The 1,972-nt window shown below is 60.5% G+C and carries 2 protein-coding genes; one reads left to right on the top strand and one right to left on the bottom strand.

Annotated elements, in window-relative coordinates:
- Nucleotides 1–90: 90 nt before the first annotated feature.
- Nucleotides 91–837, bottom strand: a complete 747-nt coding sequence (locus ACRESD_RS16930) for a 3-oxoacyl-ACP reductase family protein (RefSeq protein ID WP_431751973.1) — start codon at nucleotides 835–837, stop codon at nucleotides 91–93.
- A 126-nt stretch (nucleotides 838–963) separates the two neighbouring features.
- Here ACRESD_RS16930 and ACRESD_RS16925 point away from each other — a divergent pair, with 126 nt between their 5' ends.
- On the top strand, nucleotides 964–1,887 hold the full coding sequence (locus ACRESD_RS16925; RefSeq protein WP_431751972.1) for a LysR substrate-binding domain-containing protein: 924 nt from the start codon (nucleotides 964–966) through the stop codon (nucleotides 1,885–1,887).
- The last annotated feature ends 85 nt before the right edge of the window (nucleotides 1,888–1,972 follow it).

Here is a 1,972-nt window from a genome sequence, read left to right as displayed (position 1 = left end):
GACTAACACACCGAGGTGCCTGCATCGCGGGCAAGCCCGGCTCCCACACAAGCCAGCTCCCACACTTAGTGTTGTCGTGTTCCAGAAACCCTAGGCGCTGAAACCACCATCGATGCTCAAGCTGGCACCGGTGATATAGCCGGCCTCTGGCCCTACCAGATAGGCCACGAAGCTGGCGATTTCTTCGACATGGCCGTAGCGTCCGATCGCCATCAACTCAATCAAACTCTCCGCAAAATCACCGCTTGCCGGGTTCATATCGGTGTCCACCGGTCCAGGCTGCACGTTGTTGATCGTGATGCCCCGTGGCCCCAGGTCTCGCGCCAACCCTTTGGTCAGCCCTACCAGCGCTGATTTGCTCATGGCGTACGGCCCGCCACCCGCAAATGGCATACGCTCGGCGTTGGTACTGCCGATGTTGATCACTCGGCCACCTTCCTTCATGTGTTTGGCGGCTTCCTGGGTCGCGACAAACACACTGCGTACGTTGACCGCCAGGGTCTTGTCGAAATCTTCCAGCTTGAAGTCTTCCAGCGGCCCGACGGCCAGTACGGCGGCGTTGTTCACCAGAATGTCCAGGCCACCGAAGGCTTCGACGGTGGCGTTGACCGCATGGCGAATCGCTGTGGCGTCGGCGCTGTCGGCATGAATCGCCAAGGCTTTGCCGCCTTCACTGATCACACTGTTCTGCAACGCTTCAGCCTTGGCGGCCGAACTGACGTAGGTAAACGCGACAGCTGCGCCTTGCGCGGCGAGACGCTTGACGATGGCGGCGCCGATGCCGCGGGAACCGCCTTGAATCAAGGCGACTTTGCCGCTGAGGTTTTGAGTGGTCATGTCGATCTCCGAGCTGTTCAAGGCGGGATGCCTTGTGGTTGGAGTCGAGTATCGACCTCACTCATCCCTGCCGGTAGACCTTGATTGCTATAGTCTGTGTAAACCAAAAGTTTAGAGTGAGGCGATATGGAAAGCTTTGGCAGTATCGAATGCTTCGTGCGCAGCGCCGAAGGCGGCAGCTTTGCCGAGGCGGCGCGGCACCTGAGCCTGACCCCGGCGGCGGTAGGAAAAAGCGTCGCCAAGCTGGAAGCGCGACTGGGTGTGCGTTTGTTCCAGCGCAGCACCCGCCGCTTGACCCTGACCGAAGCCGGCAAGCTGTTCCTCGAAGAAGTCAGCGCCAGCCTCACCACCATTCAAAATGCCGTGGCCAACCTGGCCAGTGCCGAAGGGCGTCCGGTGGGCACCTTGAAGGTGAGCATGGGCACAGTGGTCGGGTGTTTGTATATCGTGCCGCTATTGGGCGAGTTTCTGAAACGGTTTCCGGATATCAGCCCCGACTGGCATTTTGACAATCGCCAGGTGGACCTGATTGGCCAGGGCTTCGATGCGGCACTGGGTGGCGGTTTTGAGCTGCCTCAGGGCGTGGTGGCGCGCAAGCTGGCGCCGGCTCATCGGGTCTTGTTGGCCTCACCCGAGTACTTGGCGGTGCGTGGAGCGGTGCTACAACCGCTGGACCTTGAACGCTGCGACGGCATTCTGATTCGCTCGCCACAAACCGGTCGCGTGCGTTCCTGGCAATTGACCGGTCGCCACGGTGAGCACGGTCCGTTGAACCTCAAGGCGCGGATGACCATGAGCGATTCGCAGGCCGCCTGCGTCGCCGCAGACCAGGCGCTGGGCGTCGCCCTGGTGAGCATGCCGTTTGCCGTACCGTGGCTGGCGAGCGGCAAGTTGGTGCGAGTGCTGCCCGACTGGTACGTGGACGATGGCAACATTTCCATCTATTACGCCGAACACAAACTGCTGCCCGGCAAGACTCGGGCGTTTGTGGACTTCATCATCGAGCAGTTTGCCGAACAGCAATTGGGGCAGCGATTCAGTGCTATTTGATTGCACTCGCACACCGCGACGTGGCCATCGCAGGCAAGCCAGCTCCCACAGGGGAATGCATTCCAAAGTGTGAGCTGGCTTGCCT

The sequence above is a fragment of the Pseudomonas sp. genome, assembly GCF_050739995.1.
Classification (GTDB): domain Bacteria; phylum Pseudomonadota; class Gammaproteobacteria; order Pseudomonadales; family Pseudomonadaceae; genus Aquipseudomonas.
This window is presented reverse-complemented; position numbering and strand designations above follow the sequence as displayed.

Coding starts and splice junctions, on each gene's coding strand:
- ACRESD_RS16930 (WP_431751973.1), bottom strand. CDS start 837: ATGACCACTCAAAACCTCAGCGGCAAAGTCGCCTTGATTCAAGGCGGT.
- ACRESD_RS16925 (WP_431751972.1), top strand. CDS start 964: ATGGAAAGCTTTGGCAGTATCGAATGCTTCGTGCGCAGCGCCGAAGGC.